Raw genomic sequence first — 18,278 nt, 5'->3', positions numbered from 1 at the left:
GGATGATTGACCCGTGCAGCATATCGCAGTTTTTCAGCGCTAACGCTTTTAAGGGAAAAAAAAGAAAAGTCTCAGATAACCGTGCCCATCAGCTTGCAGTTTATTGCTGTAATTTCGCTGCAGGAATAAGCCGGCGTAATCTGTCTGGCTTAACCCGGCGGCTGGCGTCAGGGATAGTCCACGGGGATTACCGCGCGCTGATCAATGGCGGTGCGCCAGTGCTCAAGTGTCGATTGATAAGGACACAGCGTACCCACCGCCGTCTGGCGACAGTTTTGCTGATGCCACTCCTGGCGCAGCAGCGGGTGCTGCCGATCGATCGGCGTTAGCTGGCGTAGCGCATCCAGACTTTGCGCCTGAAAATAGACGCGCAACAGCAGCGTCTGCGTCTGGTTATCGCGCCAGCGCTCAAACACCAGGCTGCTGCCGGGCGGAATATTACCGCGCGCGTAGCCGGGCAGTTGCCAGCTGAAGCCGATCAGCGTGCGTAACATGGCGATATTGGTGTCGTGTGCCACCAGCAGCAGCCAGCGGGTGGAGGGCGTCGCCGCATCGTCCTGCAGGTTGCGCACCACCGCGTCCAGCAGCATCGACGCACGCTTTTGCGCGATATATGGCACATCATTACTCAGATCGTAATTGGCGGTCAGCAGCGGCAGCAGGGCGCTGATCTGCTGCGCCCGGGTGATGTTGCCCCACGCCAGCTGGCTGAACGGCAGATTTTCGCTCCAGCCGAGCCGTAAGGTTTCGGCCATGCTGGCCAGCACGCTGAGACCCTGCACGTAGGTATGGCCGCTTTTACTCTGCTTCAGCTGCCAGGGGCGATCGAAGAACGGGCAATCTGCCGCACACACCGCCTGCCTGAGCTGCTGCACGGCGGGCTGTAAACGCTGTTGCAGTGCGGTGAGATCGCCGGCGCGCGCCGCGACCGCTGCCCGCTCCGTGGCAGCATCCGTTTGGCCGAACGGCAGTTTTTCGCTCTGAAATAGCGGATCGACCGCCCCCGCGACGTGATGAACTGCCACATCGCAGTCAGGAAAGGCACCCTGCAGCAGTGCCTGCGCCGTGGCGCGGGTGCGCTGCAGCGGACTGGCGCGCACGTAGATTTGCCCGGCATCGGGACAGCCGGCACGCAGCAGGCCGAGCTGGCGATAGTGTTCACCCTGCCAGCGACCTTTATTCACGACCGCTGCATAACCGTGTGCGGTGAGTTCGCCGTCGGCGCTGCGCCAGCGCGGCCAGGCGCGCTGGGTGGCGGCTTCGATTTCCGTACGGTTACCTGCGGTGGGAGGACGCACGCCGTGACGACTGATCTCTACCACTTTTTCCAGCTGGTAGCGCGGCTGCGCCTGCGCGGTGAGCGCCAGCAAAGCCAGCAGCGCGCTCAGCAGCAGACGTGTCATAGCGTTGGCTGTGCCGGCAGCAGCGCTTTGAGCTGCGGATAGAGCACCGCGTTGGCCAGCAGCACCGGATTACCCTGTTGCAGGCCGTGGTGGCTGAGATAATCGTTGGTGACGCCGCCCGCTTCGCGCATCAGCACAATGCCGGGCAGGCCATCCCACGGATTCATATGCGCTTCGTAATAGCCAATCAGCCGGCCGGCGGCCGCCCAGGCGCTCATCAGCGCACCGGAACCGTTGCGGATAAACATGCCGCCCTGCGCCAGCAGCTGGCTGATAAAGGTGGTCAGCGGTTCAATCGGCTGGCTGTTCGAGCTGCTAAGGCCCAGCAGCCCCTGGTCGAGCCGCTGCGCGCTGTGTGCCTGAATGCGCTTGTCATTCACCCAGGCACCTTTGCCGCGGCAGGCGTGGAAGGTTTCCTGATGATTAGGATCGCTGACTACGCCAATCACCGGCTGATCGTCACAGACAATCGCCAGCGAGACGCACCAGTTGTGCAGGCCATTAAGAAAGCTGCTGGTGCCGTCAATCGGATCGATGACCCAGATAAAGCGCGCGCCGCTGACGTCACCGCCGCTCTCTTCACCCAGCACCGCATCGTCAGGAAAACGCTCATGAATCAGGTGTTTTACCAGCAGCTCAACGTTGCGATCCGCCTCGCTGACTACATCCTGCAAATCCTTCTTGTGCTCCACCACCAGCTGATGGCGCTGCTGATACCACGCCAGCGCGCGGCTGGCGGCGGTTTTCGCCACCTCACAGGCATAGTGATAACGAGCATCTAATTCGGTTAGCGTAGCTGATGACATTTTTCCCTCTTATCATTCACTGGCAATCGACGTGGCGAACCACGCCGGATAAAGCGCCATGGCTGTGTGACTGGCTTAACAAAAGTTAAGCAAGGCTTCATTAAGCCGCAGATGGCTGCGGCTGGCAAGGGGAGGCAATGCGGGGCAGCGGCAAATTGTGCTTCACAGCTGCCGGGCGCGCGCGGCGGCCATCAAGCGTGGATAGAACTGGAAAAACAGCGGTTCGAGCTGGGTGTAGTGGTCGACAAAATCCTGATAGGAGTCGCGCAGCGCCGCCAGCCGCGGCCGGCGATGCGCCATGCCGCTTAGCACGCGCGCCAGCCGCGCCGGGTCAGCATAGTGTTCAAACCAGCGTTCGCGCCACATTACCGCGTTGAGCTCGATAAAATCGCCCGGCGTGCCGGGCAGCTGCGGCACAATGTCGCGCTCGGCGGCGGCGCTAAAGGCGGACAGCGACTGCGCCGGATGCAGCTGATCCCAGTGGCGCGCCAGGAAGTGGTCCCAGATCACGTCGAGGGTGATTGGCGCTACGCGGCGCGTTTCGGCGCGGAACAGCTGACGCGCGCTGCGCACTTCCGGCAGGTTATCGGTCAGCACATCAATGCGCCGGTGCAGGGCAATACCGGCCACCACTGGCTGCGGCCACTGCGCCTCAACGTTGCCGCGCACAAAGTCGGCCAGCAGATTACCCAGCAGTGAGCTGTCGGCCAGGGTTGCGAGGTGAAGGTGAGCAAGAAAGTTCATGGCGCATTATAGGCAGAATCACACCGGCGCAGCCAGTTGTTCAGAATTGCCCACTTTTCCGCTAAACTATGCCGCCTGTTTTTTGAGTCCTGAAGAAGTGATGCATGCGTGTAGCCGATTTTGCCTTTGAATTACCGGAATCTTTGATCGCCCACTATCCGCAGGCGCAGCGCAGCGGATGTCGCCTGCTGTCGCTGGATGGCCCGAGCGGGGCGCTGAACCATTGCGTGTTTACTGATGTGCTGGATAAGCTCAATCCGGGCGATCTGCTGGTGTTCAATAATACCCGGGTGATTCCGGCGCGCGTCTATGGCCGTAAAGCCAGCGGCGGCAAAATTGAGATGCTGGTTGAGCGCATGCTGGATGACAAACGCGTGCTGGCGCACGTGCGCGCCTCCAAAGCGCCGAAGCCGGGTGCCGAATTACTGCTGGGCGACGACGAAAGCGTCAAAGCCACCATGGTGGCGCGCCACGATGCGCTGTTCGAAATCGAGTTTGCGGACGATCGCGCGGTGCTGGATATCCTGAACAGCGTCGGCCATATGCCGCTGCCGCCGTACATCGATCGTCCGGATGAGGAAGCTGACCGCGAGCTGTACCAGACGGTGTACAGCGCGCGCCCCGGCGCGGTGGCAGCGCCGACCGCCGGTCTGCACTTCGATGAGCCGCTGCTGGCGGCGCTGAAGGCAAAAGGCGTGGAGATGGCGTTTGTGACGCTGCACGTCGGCGCTGGCACCTTCCAGCCGGTGCGCGTGGAGAACATCAACGATCACATCATGCACTCTGAATATGCCGAAGTGCCGCAGGACGTGGTGGACGCGGTGCTGGCGTGCAAAGCGCGCGGTAACAAAGTGGTGGCGGTGGGCACCACCTCGGTGCGATCGCTGGAGAGCGCAGCGCAGGCCTGCCAGGATGGGCTGATCGCGCCGTTTTTCGATGACACGCAGATCTTTATCTATCCGGGCTATCACTATCAGGTGATTGATGCGCTGATCACCAACTTCCACCTGCCGGAATCGACGCTGATTATGCTGGTCTCGGCGTTTGCCGGTTATCAACACACCATGGCGGCTTATCAGAGCGCGGTGGCGGAGCAGTACCGTTTCTTTAGCTACGGGGATGCGATGTACATCACCCGTAATCCACAGGCTCCCGACGAAATCGTTGGTGGCTGAGTAATCAGACTGTTTCTCTGATTATCGAAAGAGGTCAATGTGAAATTTGAATTAGATACCACCGACGGGCGCGCGCGCCGTGGCCGTCTGGTCTTTGATCGCGGCGTCGTGGAAACCCCGGCGTTTATGCCGGTCGGCACCTACGGCACGGTCAAAGGCATGACGCCGGAAGAAGTGAAAGAGACCGGCGCGCAGATCCTGCTGGGTAACACCTTCCACCTGTGGCTGCGTCCGGGGCAGGAGATCATGAAACTGCACGGCGACCTGCACGATTTCATGCACTGGCAGGGACCGATCCTGACCGACTCCGGCGGCTTCCAGGTATTCAGCCTCGGCGATATCCGTAAGATCACCGAAGCCGGCGTGCATTTCCGCAACCCGATCAACGGCGATCCGATTTTCCTCGACCCGGAAAAATCGATGGAGATTCAGTACGATCTCGGCTCCGACATTGTGATGATCTTCGACGAATGTACGCCGTATCCGGCGGACTGGGATTACGCTAAACGCTCGATGGAGATGTCACTGCGCTGGGCGCAGCGCAGCCGCGACCGCTTTGACGCGCTCGGTAACAAAAATGCGCTGTTTGGCATTATTCAGGGCGGGGTTTACGAAGATTTACGTGATGTCTCGGTTAAAGGTCTGGTAGAGATTGGCTTTGATGGGTACGCTGTGGGCGGCCTGGCGGTGGGTGAACCAAAAGAGGACATGCACCGCATCCTGGAACACGTCTGTCCGCAAATTCCGCAAGACAAACCGCGTTATTTGATGGGCGTCGGCAAACCGGAAGATCTGGTGGAAGGCGTTCGCCGCGGTATCGATATGTTTGACTGTGTTATGCCAACGCGTAACGCGCGCAATGGCCATCTGTTCGTCACCGATGGCGTGGTGAAAATCCGCAATGCGAAATACAAAGATGACACCGCGCCGCTGGATGCGGAGTGTGATTGTTACACCTGTCGCAATTACACGCGTGCCTACTTGCATCATCTTGATCGCTGTAACGAAATACTGGGCGCACGTCTGAACACCATCCACAATCTGCGCTATTACCAGCGTCTGATGGCGGGTTTACGCCAGGCCATCGAAGAGGGTAAATTAGAGCACTTTGTTAGCGAGTTCTACCAACGGACGGGCAAAGCGGTTCCACCGTTAAACGTCTGATAATTCTATCAATGAGGGAAATTTAATGAGCTTTTTCATTTCTGACGCCGTGGCCGCAGCTGGCGCTCCGTCTCAGGGAAGTCCGTATTCTCTGGTGATCATGCTGGTGGTTTTTGGTCTGATTTTCTACTTCATGATCCTGCGTCCACAGCAGAAGCGCGCCAAAGATCACAAAAAGCTGATGGATTCCATCTCCAAAGGTGATGAAGTGCTGACCAACGGTGGCCTGGTGGGACGCGTAACGAAAGTGGCTGAAACCGGCTACATCGCTATCGCCCTGAACGACACCACTGAAGTAGTGATTAAACGTGATTTCGTGGCCGCCGTTCTGCCGAAAGGTACAATGAAGGCGCTGTAATTTATTCTTCCCGAAGGGAACTGCCGTGTTAAACCGTTATCCTTTGTGGAAGTACATCATGCTGGTCGTCGTGATTCTCGTCGGCCTGCTATATGCGCTTCCTAACCTTTATGGTGAGGATCCGGCCGTTCAGATCACTGGTGCGCGCGGTGGCGCCGCCAGTGAGCAAACGTTGGATCAGATCCAGACCGTATTAAAACAAGACAATATCCAGAGCAAATCCCTCGCGCTGGAAAATGGTGCCATTCTGGCCCGTTTCGCTAACACGGATATTCAGCTGCGCGCGCGTGAAGCCATCACCAATGCGCTGGGCGAAGATTTCGTCGTGGCGCTCAACCTGGCCCCTGCCACACCGCGCTGGCTGACCATGCTGGCCGCTGAACCGATGAAACTTGGCCTCGATCTGCGCGGCGGCGTGCACTTCCTGATGGAAGTCGACATGGACACTGCCCTCGGCAAGCTGCAGGAGCAGAATGCTGATGGCCTGCGCAGCGATCTGCGCGAAAAAAATATCCCTTACACCAACGTTAGCAAAATCGCTAACTACGGCACCGAAATACGCTTCCGCGACGGCGCCAGCCGTGATGCGGCCATCAGCTATCTGACGCCGCGCCATCGCGACCTGGTGATCACCAGCGCTGGCAGCGACACGCTGCGTGCGGTGATGACCGATGCGCGTCTGAGTGAAGCGCGCGAATATGCGGTGCAGCAGAACATTAACATCCTGCGTAACCGTGTGAACCAGCTGGGTGTAGCTGAGCCGCTGGTACAGCGTCAGGGTGCTGACCGCATCGTGGTTGAGCTGCCGGGTATCCAGGATACCGCGCGTGCCAAAGAGATTCTGGGTGCTACCGCAACGCTGGAGTTCCGCCTGGTCAACACCTCGGTGGATCCGAGCGCTGCCGCTAGCGGCCGCGTGCCGGGTGACTCGGAAGTGAAAAAGACGCGTGAAGGTCAGCCGGTGGTGCTGTACAAGCGCGTGATTCTCACCGGTGACCACATCACCGACTCGACGTCCAGCATGGATGAGTACAACCAGCCGCAGGTAAATATCTCGCTTGATGGCGCCGGCGGTAACATCATGTCCAACTTCACCAAGGACAACATCGGCAAGCCGATGGCGACCCTGTTTGTGGAGTACAAGGACAGCGGTAAGAAAGATGCGAACGGTCGTGCGATTCTGGTGAAGCAGGAAGAAGTGATTAACGTGGCGAACATTCAGTCGCGCCTCGGCAACAGCTTCCGAATTACCGGTATCAGCAACCCGAACGAAGCGCGTCAGCTGTCGCTGCTGCTGCGTGCCGGTGCGCTGATTGCGCCAATCCAGATTGTGGAAGAGCGGACCATCGGTCCAACCATGGGCCAGCAGAACATCACGCAGGGTCTCGAAGCCTGTCTGTGGGGTCTGATCGCCTCCATCATCTTTATGGTGGTGTTCTACAAGAAGTTTGGTCTGATTGCGACCAGCGCACTGCTGTGCAACCTGGTGTTGATTGTCGGCATCATGTCACTGTTACCGGGCGCCACGCTCACCATGCCGGGCATTGCCGGTATCGTGCTGACGCTGGCGGTGGCGGTGGATGCTAACGTGTTGATTAACGAACGTATTAAAGAAGAACTGCGTAACGGGCGCTCGGTACAGCAGGCGATTCATGAAGGCTATAAAGGCGCCTTCTCCAGTATCGTCGACGCCAACGTCACCACGCTGATTAAAGTTATCATTCTTTATGCGGTCGGTACCGGCTCGATCAAAGGGTTTGCGATTACCACGGCTATCGGTATCGCGACTTCCATGTTCACCGCTATCGTCGGCACCCGTGCCATCGTTAACCTGGTGTACGGCGGCAAACGCATCAATAAGCTGTCTATCTGAGGAGTGCGTTGTGGCACAGGAATATAGTATTGAACAGCTGAACCATGGGCGTAAAGTCGTCGACTTTATGCGCTGGGACACGCTGGCCTTTATCATCTCCGGCCTGCTGATTGTGGCGTCCATCGCCATTATCGGTGTGCGCGGCTTTAACTGGGGGCTCGATTTCACCGGCGGGACGGTGATTGAGATCAACCTCGAGAAGCCGGCGGATCTGGATGCGCTGCGTGACGGGCTGGTGAAGGCAGGCTTTGAGGAGCCGCTGGTACAGAACTTTGGCAGCAGCCGTGATGTGATGGTGCGTATGCCACCGACCACCGGCAATGCAGGCCAGGAGCTGGGCAACAAAGTGGTCGCCTCGATCAACCAGACGACGCAGCAGAACGCGACCGTGAAGCGAATTGAGTTCGTGGGCCCGAGCGTGGGCAGCGATCTGGCGCAGGCCGGGGCGATGGCGCTGCTGTCGGCACTGATTGCGATTCTGATCTACATCGGCTTTCGCTTTGAGTGGCGTCTGGCGCTGGGCACCGTGCTGGCGCTGGCGCACGACGTGATCATCACCTGCGGCATTCTGTCGCTGTTCCACATCGAGATCGATCTGACGATTGTGGCGTCGCTGATGTCGGTGATTGGTTACTCGCTCAACGATAAGATCGTGGTTTCCGACCGTATTCGTGAGAACTTCCGCAAAATCCGTCGCGGTTCTTCTTACGACATCACTAACGTGTCGCTGACCCAGACGCTGAGCCGTACGTTGATCACCTCGATCACCACGCTGGCGATGATCCTGATCCTGTTCATCTTTGGTGGCGCGCTGCTGAAAGGCTTCTCGCTGACCATGCTGATCGGTGTCACCATCGGTACCATTTCGTCGATCTACGTGTCGTCCGCGCTGGCGCTGAAGCTGGGCATGAAGCGTGAACACATGCTGGTGCAGAAAGTGGAGAAAGAGGGCGCCGATCAGCCTTCGATTCTGCCGTAATTGTGCCGGAGAAATGAAACGGGCTGCCTGAGTGCAGCCCGTTTTTTTATGCCTGACGCCAGAATTACTGGCCTGCAACGACCGTGCTGGCGTCCGCCACCGCCTGCACATCATGCACGCGCACGTAGCCGGGCTGACCCGGTGCCAGCCCGCTGAGTCGCAACGGTACGCTGACCGAACTGCGCGGCATCAGACTGGCGGGCACGGTAATGGTCTGGCTCAGGCTGTCGGCGTTCAGCGGCTTGCCGCTGGCGGGATCCATTTCGCCCCAAACCACGCGGGCGCTGAGCGCCGGCACCGGCTTATCATCGGTTGAACGGATATTCAGGTTAGCGCGGCTGCCGCTGGCTTCCCCCTCAACGTGCGACAGCGACAGGCGCAGCTTACCCAGCTGCGTCTGCAGCTCTACCGGCGTATTCGCCTGCGGGAGTAACCATGCGCCCTGCGTCGACTGGCTGTTGAGCTGCCCCTGAATCTCCAGCGCGCTGGCCTGACTGGTCAGTTTGCGCATCTGCTGGTTGAGCTGGCTCACTTCCTGATGCAGCGCTTTGACCTGAGGTGAAGCGGGGGTGGAGCTGCAACCACTGAGCACCAGCGCAGCAAGCGCTGCCGGCACCCAAATCATCCTGAACGTCATGCAATGTCCTTCCGGTTATTTAGGGATACGTAAAACCTGGCCGGGATAGATCTTATCAGGATGCGTCAGCATTGGCTTGTTCGCCTCAAAGATCTTGTTGTATTCGTTCGGCGTGCCGTACACCTGCTTCGAGATAGCGCTCAGGGTATCGCCTTTTTTCACCGTGTAGAATTCGGCCTGCGCGGCGCTGTCACTGGTGGTGACGTTATCTTCCACTTTGGTGATGCCGGCCACGTTACCCGCCGCCACCAGAATCTTCTCTTTCAGCTCCTGCGAGATACCGTCACCGCTGACCTTCACGGTATCGCCCTGGACATCGACTTTCACTTTATCGCTGTCGGGCAGGCCGAGTTGATTAATGTGCTCCTGCAGCTTTTTGCTCTGGTCATCGCCGCCTGACACCGCATCCCACAGTTTTTCACCCGCTTCTTTGACGAAATTGAATAAACTCATACATCCTCCTGTCATTAAGCCGGATTGGCTCTCTAAGCTTAGTAACTTTTCACGGTTTGCTGTAACCGTCAGGCGTCGCTGTGAGCCAGGTGGCGATTCTGCGCCCTGTATTTTGTTGCAACCGGGAACGCGCTACACTATCTGCCCCCAATTCTCGCGACAGGAAACGTCATGCATTGCCCATTCTGCTCCGCTGTGGACACCAAAGTGATTGATTCACGTCTGGTTAGTGAAGGCTCCTCAGTGCGCCGCCGCCGCCAGTGCCTGGTATGCCATGAGCGTTTTACCACCTTTGAAGTGGCCGAGCTGGTAATGCCGCGCGTGGTGAAAAGCAACGACGTGCGCGAACCCTTTAACGAAGATAAGCTGGCCAGCGGCATGATGAAGGCGCTGGAGAAGCGTCCGGTGAGCGCGGATGCCGTCGACAATGCGGTTAATCACATCAAAACCCAGCTGCGCGCCACCGGCGAACGTGAAATTCCCAGCAAGCTGATTGGTAACCTGGTGATGGAAGAGCTGAAGAAGCTGGATAAAGTCGCTTATATTCGCTTCGCATCGGTGTACCGCAGTTTTGAAGATATTCGTGATTTTGGCGAAGAGATCGCCCGCTTACAGGATTAATCCATGACCGATGCGCACTACATGGCGCGCGCGCTGGAACTGGCGCGGCGCGGACAATATACCACCACCCCAAATCCTAACGTCGGCTGCGTTATCGTGCGCGACGGCACGATCGTGGGCGAAGGCTGGCATCAGCGCGCCGGTGAACCGCACGCGGAAGTGCACGCGCTGCGCATGGCCGGTGACCACGCACGCGGTGCGACCGCGTATGTCACGCTGGAACCCTGCAGCCATCACGGTCGGACGCCGCCGTGCTGCGATGCGCTGATTGCCGCCGGCGTCAGCCGGGTGGTCGCGGCGATGCAGGATCCTAATCCGCAGGTGGCCGGGCGCGGCTTGTATCGTTTACAGCAGGCCGGCATCGACGTGAGTCACGGCCTGATGATGAATGAAGCGGAAGCGCTTAATCGCGGTTTTCTCAAACGCATGCGTACCGGTTTTCCGTGGATTCAGCTCAAACTGGGTGCCTCGCTGGATGGCCGTACCGCCATGGCCAGCGGCGAAAGCCAGTGGATCACTTCCGCAGCGGCAAGGCGCGATGTGCAACGTTTACGTGCCCGCAGTTCAGCTATCCTTACCACCAGCGCCACCGTGCTGGCGGACAATCCGTCGCTGACGGTGCGCTGGGATGAACTGAGCGAGACCGTGCGCCAGCAGCTGGATGAGAGCCAGCTGCGTCAGCCGGTGCGGGTGGTGATCGACAGCCAGCAGCGCGTGACGCCGCAGCACCGTTTGATCGCCCAGCCCGGCGAAACCTGGCTGATGCGCACGGAGGCTGATGCACAAAGCTGGCCGCCGGGCGTGAGTCAGATTGAGGTGCCGCCGCGCGGTGAGCAGCTCGATCTGGTGGCGATGATGATGCTGCTCGGTCAGCGTCAGATCAACAGCGTGTGGGTCGAGGCCGGTGCCGGTCTGGCTGGTGCGCTGCTGCAGGCCGGACTGGTGGATGAACTGATCGTTTATCTGGCCCCGAAACTGCTGGGTAATGCCGCGCGCGGCCTGTGTGCGCTGCCGGGACTGGAAACGCTGGCCGATGCGCCAGCGCTGAATTTTAGCGATGTGCGTCAGGTCGGCGACGATTTACGGCTGACCCTGACACCACGCTGAGCATGCACGGAAAAGCCTGAGCGCGTTGCCGAAGAGTATGATAGAATCCGCCCCCTTCTGCGGGGCCATAAAACAAACACCCAAAGGATATGTATGAAAGTTATCGAAGCTGCTGTTGCCACGCCTGATGCCAAGATTGCCATCGTAATCGCGCGTTTTAACAATTTCATCAATGACAGCCTGCTGGACGGTGCAGTTGACGCGCTGAAGCGTATTGGCCAGGTCAAAGCGGAAAACATCACCGTGGTCTGGGTACCGGGCGCTTACGAGCTGCCGCTGGCGGCACGCGCCCTGGCGAAAACCGGCAAGCACGACGCGATCGTTGCACTGGGCACGGTGATCCGTGGCGGTACCGCACACTTCGAATACGTGGCGGGTGAAGCCAGCTCCGGCATCGCTCACGTAGCGATGAACAGCGAAATTCCGGTGACCTTCGGCGTCCTGACCACCGAAAACATCGAGCAGGCGATTGAACGCGCCGGCACCAAAGCGGGTAACAAAGGCGCCGAAGCGGCCCTGACCGCACTTGAAATGATTAACGTATTGAAAGCCATCAAAGCCTGATTTTTGTAAGGGGAATTTTGTGAAACCTGCTGCTCGTCGTCGCGCCCGTGAGTGCGCTGTCCAGGCGCTTTACTCCTGGCAGTTGTCTAACAACGACATTGCCGATGTGGAATACCAGTTTCTGGCGGAACAAGACGTCAAAGACGTCGATATTAGCTATTTCCGCGAACTGCTGGCCGGTGTGGCGACCAACAGCGCGTTCCTGGACGGCCTGATGAAGCCTTACCTGTCGCGCCAGCTGGAAGAGCTGGGCCAGGTAGAAAAAGCCATCCTGCGCATTTCGCTCTATGAACTGAGCAAGCGTGACGATGTGCCGTACAAAGTGGCGATCAACGAAGGTATCGAACTGGCCAAAGTGTTTGGTGCTGAAGACAGCCATAAATTTGTTAACGGCGTGCTGGACAAAGCCGCTCCGCAAATTCGACCGAACAAAAAATAAGTGCAAAAGGCCGGCTCACCGGCCTTTTTTCATTGAGACCTGACTTATGTCCTGTGGTGAATTCGAACTGATCGCACGTTATTTTAACCGCGTCACCAGCTCCCGCCGCGATGTGGAGAAGGGAATTGGTGACGACTGCGCGTTGCTTAACGTGCCGGAAAAACAGACGCTGGCCATCAGCACCGATACGCTGGTGGCGGGCGTGCATTTCTTACGTGATATCCATCCGGCCGATCTCGGCTACAAAGCGCTGGCGGTTAACCTGAGCGACCTGGCGGCGATGGGCGCCGATCCGGCATGGTTAACGCTGGCGTTAACCCTGCCCGAAGTGGATGAGCCGTGGCTGGCGGCGTTCAGCGACAGCCTGTTTGAGCTGCTGGATTACTACGATATGCAGCTGATAGGCGGCGATACCACGCGCGGGCCGCTCAGCCTGACGCTGGGCATTCATGGCCTGGTGCCGGCCGGCCGTGCGCTGAAGCGCGCCGGGGCCAAACCGGGTGACTGGATTTTTGTCACCGGCACGCTGGGCGACAGCGCTGCCGGCCTGTCGCTGCTGCAGCACCATCATCGCCTGAACGATCCGGCGGTGCATGAAGTGCTGATCAAGCGTCATCTGCGCCCGATGCCGCGCGTGCTGCAGGGCCAGGCGCTGCGTAATCTGGCGACATCAGCCATCGATCTGTCCGATGGTCTGATCTCCGATCTCGGCCACATTCTCACCGCCAGCCGCGTCGGTGCCCGCATCAATCTGGATGCGCTGCCGCTGTCGGCCGCGTTGCGCGATCACTTTGAGCCGGAGCAGGTGCTGCGCTGGGCGCTGAGCGGGGGGGAAGATTATGAGCTGTGCTTTACCGTGCCGGAAGTCAATCGTGGTGCGCTGGATGTGGCGCTGGGCCATCTTGGCGTGGCGTATACCTGCATCGGCCAGATCGCGCCGGAAGCAGAAGGGCTGACGCTGCTGGAGAACGGCAAGCCGCGCAGTTTCCATCACAAGGGATTTGATCACTTTGACGCTAAATAAAGATGTGGCTAAAAGCCGTCTGCGCATGGCCAATCCGTGGCACCTGCTGGCGACCGGTTTTGGCAGCGGCCTGAGCCCGATTATGCCCGGCACCGCCGGTTCAATTGCCGCCATTCCCTTCTGGTGGCTGATGACGCTGCTGCCGCTGCAGCTGTATTCGCTGCTGGTGCTGATTGGCATTAGCGTGGGTGTCTACCTGTGTCACCGCACCGCGCGTGATATGGGTGTGCACGACCATGGCAGCATCGTGTGGGATGAGTTCATCGGCATGTGGATTACGCTGATGGCGATACCGGCGATGAGCTGGCAATGGGTGCTGACCGGCTTTGTGATTTTCCGTATTTTCGACATGTGGAAGCCGTGGCCGATTCGCTGGTTCGACCGTAACGTGCACGGCGGCATGGGCATTATGGTCGATGACATTATCGCCGGGGTCATTTCAGCGGCGATTTTGTATGGGCTGGGGCTGGTGCTTTAATGCGCCAGGTGCGCATGAATGCGCACCCTACAGAAAGCGTTGCCATGAATGCGTTGCCGCAGGCAGGTCGCCAGGAATGCGTAGCCCGCAGGCAGGTCGTATGAATACGTAGACCACAGGCAGGTCGCCATGCATGCGCTGCCTGTGACATCAGGTCGCACTGAAGGCGACCTGACTGGACGTTACTCGAATCCCACCACCGGATGCGGTTGGTAGACGCTCTCCAGCTCGGCGATATCGGTTGAACTCAGCTCCACGTCCACGGCTTTCACCAGTTCGGCAAACTGCTGCTCGCGCGAGGCACCAATAATCGGCGCGGTAACCACCGGCTTATGCAGCAGCCACGCCAGCGCCACCTGCGCGCGCGTCACGCCTTTGTCCGCAGCCACTGTTGCCAGCCGTTGCGCAATCGCCGCGTCATTTTCTTCGGTGCCGGTATAGAGTTTTTCCATCACGTTATCCGACACCGAACGCGCAGTGGTTTCTCCCCACGGACGCGTCAGCTTACCGCGCGCCAGCGGGCTCCATGGCAGCACCGCGATGCCTTCGCGCTGGCACAGCGGATGCATCTCCTTCTCTTCTTCGCGCTGAATCAGGTTGTACTGATCCTGCATACTGACAAAACGCGCCCAGCCATGCTGCTGCTGTAACTGCAGCGCCTGCGCAAACTGTGTGGCATGCATCGAGGAAGCCCCGATGTAACGCGCTTTGCCTGACCGCACTACCTGATCGAGCGCTTCCAGCGTCTCTTCAATCGGCGTGGCGTAATCCCAGCGATGAATCTGCAGCAGATCGACATACTCCATGCCAAGCCGCGTCAGGCTGTCATCAATCGACTGCAGAATATTGGTGCGCGACAGCCCCTGCGACAGGTTGCTCAGCGGAAAGTAGACTTTGGTCGCCACCACCACCCGATCGCGCTGCGCATAATCTTTGAGCGCGCGGCCGAGGATCTCCTCACTGCTGCCGTCGGAGTAGCTGTTAGCGGTGTCGAAGAAGTTAATGCCCGCGTCCAGCGCCTGCTTAATCAGCGGTCGGCTGCTCTCTTCCGGCAGCGTCCAGGCGTGGTTACCGCGCAGCGGATCGCCATAGGTCATACAGCCTAAACAGAGACGTGAAACCTGCAGATCGGTCTGGCCTAAACGAACGGTTTTCATGAAGGGCTCCTGCTCTTATGCGTGGGGTTTTACCCTCAAGCATAGCAGCAGGAGCGGGGAAGGGCGGTTACTGCGCCAGCCAGGCGGCGATTTGCTGCTGGATGCCTGCGGCGTCCAGCTGATAATCCTGACGCACTTCTTCCTGCGTCCCCTGCGGAATGAACTCATCCGGCAGGCCGAGGTTCAGCACCGGCACGCGCAGGCGTTTCGCCATCACGTATTCATTGACGCCGCTGCCGGCACCGCCTTTGATCGCGCCTTCTTCCAGCGTAACCAGCGCGTCGTGGCTGGCCGCCAGTTCGCTAATCAGGGCTTCATCCAGCGGCTTAACAAAGCGCATGTCGACCAGCGTGGCGTTGAGCGCGTCGGCGGCGGCCTGTGCTTCCGGCAGCAGAGTACCAAAGTTGAGGATCGCCAGCTGCTCGCCGCGGCGCTTAATCACCCCTTTGCCAAGCGGCAGGCTGGCCAGCGGTTCCAGCGTGGCGCCGGTGCCGGTGCCGCGCGGATAGCGCACCGCGCTCGGGCCATCCTGATAGTGGTAGCCGGTGTAAAGCATCTGACGACACTCGTTTTCATCGCTTGGCGTCATGATCACCATGCCCGGCACGCAGCGCAGATAGGCGATATCAAACGCCCCCTGGTGCGTCTGGCCGTCGGCACCCACGATACCGCCGCGATCGATAGCAAACAGTACCGGCAATTGCTGAATTGCCACGTCGTGAATCACCTGGTCGTAGGCGCGCTGCAGGAAGGTGGAGTAAATCGCCACCACCGGCTTATAACCGCCGATGGCCATGCCTGCGGCAAACGTCACCGCATGCTGCTCGGCGATCGCCACGTCAAAATACTGCTGCGGATAATCACGCGAGTAGCTCACCATGCCGGAGCCTTCGCGCATGGCCGGCGTCACGGCCATCAGCCGCGCATCGTCGGCGGCCATCTCGCTCAGCCAGTTACCAAAAATTTTCGAGTAGCTCGGCAGGCCCGGCGCGCTTTTCGGCAGCGAGCCGCTGGCCGGATCGAATTTTGGCACCGCGTGCCAGGTAATCGGATCTTCTTCCGCCGGCGCGTAGCCCTTGCCCTTTTTGGTCATGATGTGCAGGAACTGCGGCCCTTTCAGATCGCGCATATTCTTCAGCGTACTGACCAGCGTCAGCACATCGTGACCGTCGACCGGACCGATATAGTTAAAGCCCAGCTCCTCAAACAGCGTGCCCGGCACCACCATGCCTTTCAGGTGCTCTTCGGTGCGCTTCACCAGCTCTTTGATCGGCGGCAGCCCGCCCAGCACGCGCTTGCCGCCTTCGCGCAGGCGTGAATAGGTTTTCCCCGAGAGAATCTGCGCCAGGCGATTGTTCAACGCGCCCACGTTCTCAGAGATCGACATCTCGTTGTCGTTGAGGATCACCAGCATGTCCGGCTTGATATCACCGGCGTGGTTCATGGCTTCAAACGCCATGCCCGCGGTAATCGCGCCGTCGCCAATAATACAGGCGGTGCGGCGACCTTTGCCTTCGCGTTCGGCGGCCACGGCCATGCCGAGACCGGCGCTGATGGACGTCGACGAGTGGCCCACGCTCAGCACGTCATATTCGCTTTCGCCGCGCCACGGGAACGGGTGCAGGCCATTTTTCTGACGGATAGTGCCGATACGGTCGCGGCGGCCGGTCAGAATCTTGTGAGGATAGGCCTGATGGCCGACGTCCCACACCAGATGATCAAACGGGGTGTTGTATACATAATGCAACGCGACGGTCAGCTCGACGACGCCCAGACCCGAAGCAAAGTGGCCGGACGAGCGGCTCACGCTGTCCAGCAGATACTGACGCAGCTCGTCGCACAGGTCCGGAAGTTTTTCTTTAGGCAGTAAACGTAATTCCTGAACCGTGCCTGCTAACGCCAGTGTCGGGTATTTTGCAATATCAAAACTCATCAGAGACTCATTATATAAGTTATTTATCGCGTTCAATTATAAAGCTGGCCAGCGCCTGCAGAGCGGACGTGTCATACGACTGTGCCGCCAGCACCTCCAGCGCGCCCAGTGCTTCGCGATAGAGATCCTGCGCTTTGGCCCGCGCGTTATCCAGTCCCAGCAGCGCCGGGTAAGTGCTTTTCCCCAGCGCCTGATCGGCTCCCTGGGTTTTGCCCAGAACGGCGGTATCGCCGACCACATCAAGGATGTCATCCTGCACCTGAAACGCCAGTCCGATGGCGTTGGCGTAGATATCCAGCTGCGGCAGCGCATCGCGGCCCGCGGCACCCGCAGTGAGGGCGCCGAGACGCACGGCGGCGCGGATCAGCGCGCCGGTTTTATGGCGATGGATCTGCTCCAGCTGGTTCAGGTCCACGGATTGGCCTTCGGCGGCTAAATCCAGCGCCTGGCCACCGCACATGCCGGCCACGCCGCTGGCCTGCGCCAGTTCGGAAATCATGGCAATGCGATCCTGCGGGCTTACGCCGGGCATCGGCTGGTCCGCAAGAATGGTAAACGCCAGGGTTTGCAGGGCATCGCCGGCCAGAATCGCCGTGTCTTCGCCATATTTGATATGGCAGGTTGGCTGCCCGCGACGTAACGCATCGTCGTCCATCGCCGGCAGGTCATCATGAATCAATGAGTAAGCGTGAATGCACTCCACCGCTGCGGCGGGGGCATCCAGGCTGGCCGCCTCGGCGCGCAGCATCTCGCCAGTGGCATACACCAGAAACGGGCGCAGGCGCTTACCGCCTAATAGTGCCCCATATTGCATGGCGTTCACCAGAGGAGAACTCTGAAAAGGAAGTGGATCTATTAAGCGCGTCAACGCCTGGTTCACGCGCTCATGGTAGGCGCGCTGCAGTTGCACGAAATCCATTACTCATTTTCCGGCGTGAAAGGGGTGAGCGGGGCGTCTTTGTCGTCGCTCAGCAGAATCTGCACGCGCTGTTCCGCCGCCTGCAGGGTTTGCTGGCCGCTGCGTGCCAGCTGTACGCCGCGCTCGAATTCATTCAGCGCCTCTTCCAGCGGCAGTTCGCCACTCTCCAGACGGCTGACAATTTGTTCCAGCTGCTGCAGTGCGTTTTCAAAACTCACGGGCGCTTCGGCTTTTTTCGGCATAATCAGTGTCGACTCACAGGTTGGGACATTATGTTGCAATCGGTCATGGTAGCCGACGGGCATTGATTAGCAAAATAATCAATGCGGCGAAGGTTGCTTACAGCAGTCACCCGACAAAGGTGATATACTTGCGCGCCTCGGATGCGGTGGCTGATGCCAACCCGCAATTATATGATTTTACCAGCTAAGTGTTGATGATTTT

The 18,278-nt window shown here is 59.1% G+C and carries 20 protein-coding genes; 11 read left to right on the top strand and 9 right to left on the bottom strand.

The features are described 5' to 3' along the window. Positions 1-167: 167 nt before the first annotated feature. The 3 genes from E7738_RS09620 to E7738_RS09610 form a co-directional block, all read right to left on the bottom strand. Positions 168-1,403, bottom strand: a complete 1,236-nt coding sequence (locus tag E7738_RS09620; RefSeq protein ID WP_283341791.1) for a histidine-type phosphatase — start codon at positions 1,401-1,403, stop codon at positions 168-170. After that, the gene (locus tag E7738_RS09615; protein ID WP_021507151.1) at positions 1,400-2,209 is read right to left on the bottom strand and encodes an inositol monophosphatase family protein; all 810 of its coding nucleotides are present in this window, start codon (positions 2,207-2,209) and stop codon (positions 1,400-1,402) included. Before E7738_RS09615 ends, E7738_RS09620 begins: the two co-directional genes overlap by 4 nt. 162 nt (positions 2,210-2,371) lie before the next feature. Next, positions 2,372-2,953 (bottom strand): ACP phosphodiesterase, encoded by a 582-nt coding sequence (locus E7738_RS09610; protein ID WP_058781210.1) that lies wholly within the window; start codon positions 2,951-2,953, stop codon positions 2,372-2,374. A gap of 104 nt (positions 2,954-3,057) precedes the next feature. Here E7738_RS09610 and queA point away from each other — a divergent pair, with 104 nt between their 5' ends. The 5 genes from queA to secF are packed head-to-tail and all read left to right on the top strand — an operon-like array spanning position 3,058 to position 8,502. Continuing rightward, the gene (queA, locus tag E7738_RS09605; RefSeq protein WP_394516311.1) at positions 3,058-4,128 is read left to right on the top strand and encodes a tRNA preQ1(34) S-adenosylmethionine ribosyltransferase-isomerase QueA; all 1,071 of its coding nucleotides are present in this window, start codon (positions 3,058-3,060) and stop codon (positions 4,126-4,128) included. 39 nt (positions 4,129-4,167) lie between these two features. Continuing rightward, on the top strand, positions 4,168-5,292 hold the full coding sequence (gene tgt / locus E7738_RS09600) for a tRNA guanosine(34) transglycosylase Tgt (protein ID WP_021507154.1): 1,125 nt from the start codon (positions 4,168-4,170) through the stop codon (positions 5,290-5,292). A 25-nt stretch (positions 5,293-5,317) separates the two neighbouring features. Beyond that, a complete protein-coding gene (gene yajC / locus E7738_RS09595; protein WP_021507155.1) occupies positions 5,318-5,650 on the top strand; it encodes a preprotein translocase subunit YajC in 333 nt (110 codons plus the stop codon). 25 nt (positions 5,651-5,675) lie between these two features. Beyond that, entirely contained in the window at positions 5,676-7,523 is a 1,848-nt protein-coding gene (gene secD / locus E7738_RS09590; protein WP_071813591.1) for a protein translocase subunit SecD, read from the top strand. A gap of 10 nt (positions 7,524-7,533) precedes the next feature. Further along, positions 7,534-8,502 carry a protein translocase subunit SecF gene (gene secF / locus E7738_RS09585; protein WP_058769379.1) on the top strand — a complete coding sequence of 323 codons (969 nt, stop codon included), beginning with the start codon at positions 7,534-7,536 and terminating at the stop codon, positions 8,500-8,502. A gap of 64 nt (positions 8,503-8,566) precedes the next feature. On the opposite strand, the gene E7738_RS09580 is transcribed toward secF, so the two are convergent. Together E7738_RS09580 and lysM are read right to left on the bottom strand one after the other, a co-directional pair. Then, on the bottom strand, positions 8,567-9,139 hold the full coding sequence (locus E7738_RS09580) for a SadB/YajI family lipoprotein (RefSeq protein WP_058775221.1): 573 nt from the start codon (positions 9,137-9,139) through the stop codon (positions 8,567-8,569). Positions 9,140-9,154: 15 nt separating this feature from the next. Beyond that, positions 9,155-9,592: a peptidoglycan-binding protein LysM gene (lysM, locus tag E7738_RS09575; protein ID WP_394516310.1), complete on the bottom strand. Its 438-nt coding sequence runs from the start codon at positions 9,590-9,592 to the stop codon at positions 9,155-9,157. 171 nt (positions 9,593-9,763) lie between these two features. Between lysM and nrdR the strand changes: the two genes are divergently transcribed. From nrdR to pgpA, 6 genes are all read left to right on the top strand, one after another. Beyond that, positions 9,764-10,213 (top strand): transcriptional regulator NrdR, encoded by a 450-nt coding sequence (gene nrdR / locus E7738_RS09570; protein ID WP_031279647.1) that lies wholly within the window; start codon positions 9,764-9,766, stop codon positions 10,211-10,213. A 3-nt stretch (positions 10,214-10,216) separates the two neighbouring features. After that, positions 10,217-11,320, top strand: coding sequence for a bifunctional diaminohydroxyphosphoribosylaminopyrimidine deaminase/5-amino-6-(5-phosphoribosylamino)uracil reductase RibD (gene ribD / locus E7738_RS09565; protein WP_058781212.1), 1,104 nt, complete (start codon positions 10,217-10,219; stop codon positions 11,318-11,320). A 93-nt stretch (positions 11,321-11,413) separates the two neighbouring features. Further along, complete coding sequence (gene ribE, locus E7738_RS09560) at positions 11,414-11,884, top strand: 6,7-dimethyl-8-ribityllumazine synthase (protein ID WP_058769383.1); 471 nt, start codon at positions 11,414-11,416, stop codon at positions 11,882-11,884. A gap of 19 nt (positions 11,885-11,903) precedes the next feature. Beyond that, positions 11,904-12,323: a transcription antitermination factor NusB gene (gene nusB, locus E7738_RS09555; protein WP_031279648.1), complete on the top strand. Its 420-nt coding sequence runs from the start codon at positions 11,904-11,906 to the stop codon at positions 12,321-12,323. 46 nt (positions 12,324-12,369) lie between these two features. Further along, the gene (thiL, locus tag E7738_RS09550; protein ID WP_021507164.1) at positions 12,370-13,347 is read left to right on the top strand and encodes a thiamine-phosphate kinase; all 978 of its coding nucleotides are present in this window, start codon (positions 12,370-12,372) and stop codon (positions 13,345-13,347) included. After that, positions 13,334-13,825 (top strand): phosphatidylglycerophosphatase A, encoded by a 492-nt coding sequence (pgpA, locus tag E7738_RS09545; RefSeq protein WP_058781213.1) that lies wholly within the window; start codon positions 13,334-13,336, stop codon positions 13,823-13,825. The genes thiL and pgpA overlap by 14 nt, the downstream gene beginning before the upstream one ends. Before the next feature lie 182 nt (positions 13,826-14,007). On the opposite strand, the gene E7738_RS09540 is transcribed toward pgpA, so the two are convergent. From E7738_RS09540 to xseB, 4 genes are all read right to left on the bottom strand, one after another. Further along, the gene (locus E7738_RS09540; protein ID WP_021507166.1) at positions 14,008-14,982 is read right to left on the bottom strand and encodes an aldo/keto reductase; all 975 of its coding nucleotides are present in this window, start codon (positions 14,980-14,982) and stop codon (positions 14,008-14,010) included. Positions 14,983-15,049: 67 nt separating this feature from the next. Beyond that, positions 15,050-16,915 carry a 1-deoxy-D-xylulose-5-phosphate synthase gene (gene dxs / locus E7738_RS09535; RefSeq protein ID WP_058781214.1) on the bottom strand — a complete coding sequence of 622 codons (1,866 nt, stop codon included), beginning with the start codon at positions 16,913-16,915 and terminating at the stop codon, positions 15,050-15,052. 19 nt (positions 16,916-16,934) lie between these two features. Continuing rightward, positions 16,935-17,834, bottom strand: a complete 900-nt coding sequence (gene ispA, locus E7738_RS09530; protein WP_021507168.1) for a (2E,6E)-farnesyl diphosphate synthase — start codon at positions 17,832-17,834, stop codon at positions 16,935-16,937. Then, complete coding sequence (gene xseB, locus E7738_RS09525) at positions 17,834-18,076, bottom strand: exodeoxyribonuclease VII small subunit (protein WP_021507169.1); 243 nt, start codon at positions 18,074-18,076, stop codon at positions 17,834-17,836. Before xseB ends, ispA begins: the two co-directional genes overlap by 1 nt. Between the last annotated feature and the right edge of the window lie 202 nt (positions 18,077-18,278).

This window comes from Pantoea sp. SGAir0430 (assembly GCF_043549295.1).
The sequence above is the reverse complement of the archived record's forward strand: the minus strand, read 5'-3'. Positions and strand labels throughout refer to the sequence as shown.